We start from the raw sequence: 1,684 nt of genomic DNA on the forward strand, positions 1-1,684 counted from the left end.
CTTTATTTTTTTACTATAGTGCAGACAGAAACCGTAAACACCGGCGTTGACATGCCGGGGAAGCCCTTATAGTACAAAAATTTCCGATCTCCAAACTGACCCCTATTACTTGCAACGCTGGGAGGAACACATGACATATGCAACGATCAATCCCTTCACGGGAGAGCTCATCAAAGAATTTCCCAATGCCACTGATGCCGAAGTCACAGAGGCAATTGAATCGGCCCACCAGGCCTTTTTGAGTTGGCGCAATACCTCTTTTGCCAACAAGGCTGAAATACTCAATCGGGCTGCAGCCCTGCTCAGAGACAGCAAGCGCCGCTATGCAGAGCTGCTGACCCTAGAGATGGGTAAAGTCATTGGAGAGGCCGAGGCCGAAGTAGAACTGTCGGCGCAGATCCTCGAATACTATGCCGAGCATGCCGAGAGACTGCTGGCACCGCAGAAACTGCCTGTGGCCGATCCCGCCGAAGGGGAAGCGCTGCTGGTCAATGAACCTCTTGGGGTCTTGCTGGCCATTGAACCCTGGAACTTCCCCTATTACCAGATAGCCAGGATCTTGGCTCCGCAACTTTCTGCCGGCAACACCCTGCTGCTGAAACACGCTTCCAATGTGCCTCAGTGCGCCGCCGCTTTTGAGAGCCTGATGCGGGATGCCGGACTGCCACAGGGCGCCTTCCAGAACCTGTATGCTACCCGGGATCAAGTCGAGCAGATCATCAACTCACCCAAGGTACATGGCGTGGCTCTGACCGGCTCTGAAGGTGCAGGCGCCGTTATTGCCTCTCAGGCCGGTAAGGCGCTGAAAAAATCCACTCTGGAGCTGGGCGGCTCTGACGCCTTTATCGTGCTGGAAGATGCCGAGCTTGAGAAAACCATAGATTGGGCGGTATTCGGCCGTCACTGGAATGCCGGTCAGGTATGTGTTTCATCCAAACGGATGATCCTGGTGGAAGCCATTTATGACAAGTTTATGGAAGGCTATACCAAAGGCGTAGCCGCGCTTAAAGCCGGTGACCCTATGGATCCGAACACGACTCTGGCGCCCCTGTCTTCCCAGGGTGCTGCCGATGAAGTGAAGCAGAAAATTCGTGAAGCGGTTGAGCATGGTGCCACAGCTACCGAAGTTGGTCCCAAAGTGCCGGAGCAAGGCGCTTTTGTACAGCCGACCATACTTACCAATGTGACCCCGGACAACCCGGCTTACTATTGGGAGTTCTTCGGCCCTGTCTCCATGATCCTCAAGGCAAAGGATGAACAGGAAGCGATTGCCATTGCCAACGATTCGCCCTTCGGCCTCGGTGGCTCTGTGTTCACCGCCGATGAACAGCGCGGTCTGGCGGTAGCCAAGCAAGTCTCTACCGGGATGATGTTTGTCAACCACCCCACCATGGTTAAGGCTGATTTGCCCTTTGGCGGCATCCGCCGCTCCGGCTATGGTCGTGAACTGATCGACTTAGGCCTGAAAGAGTTCGTCAACCACAAGTTGATCAACGTGGTGGATATCAACGCTCCCTTCTGATCGCGCTTGAAGCATATTTAGTTCGATAAAGACCCGAGCACCTGGCCGGGTCTTTTATCGCCACAGTCAAATCGACTGGCAAACTGGGTGATGCTGCCAACTTACTGATTTAGTGTATGATGGTGTTTTTGAGGTGCTCCAGTGGCTTCTGTTTCTATCAGC

The 1,684-nt window shown here is 53.9% G+C and carries 1 protein-coding gene; it reads left to right on the forward strand.

Going from position 1 to position 1,684, the window contains the following annotated elements; genetic code table 11:
* Positions 1 to 130: 130 nt before the first annotated feature.
* Positions 131 to 1,522 (forward strand): NAD-dependent succinate-semialdehyde dehydrogenase, encoded by a 1,392-nt coding sequence (locus QMN93_RS25815; protein WP_023205627.1) that lies wholly within the window; start codon positions 131 to 133, stop codon positions 1,520 to 1,522.
* Positions 1,523 to 1,684: the final 162 nt, after the last annotated feature.

This window comes from Enterobacter sp. R-1.6.2 (genome assembly GCF_035064085.1).
GTDB classification, from domain to species: domain Bacteria; phylum Pseudomonadota; class Gammaproteobacteria; order Enterobacterales; family Enterobacteriaceae; genus Enterobacter; species Enterobacter asburiae_B.

What these genes read in the sequence shown, in the direction of transcription:
- QMN93_RS25815 (WP_023205627.1), top strand. Translation starts at nt 131, where the DNA reads ATGACATATGCAACGATCAATCCCTTCACGGGAGAGCTCATCAAAGAA.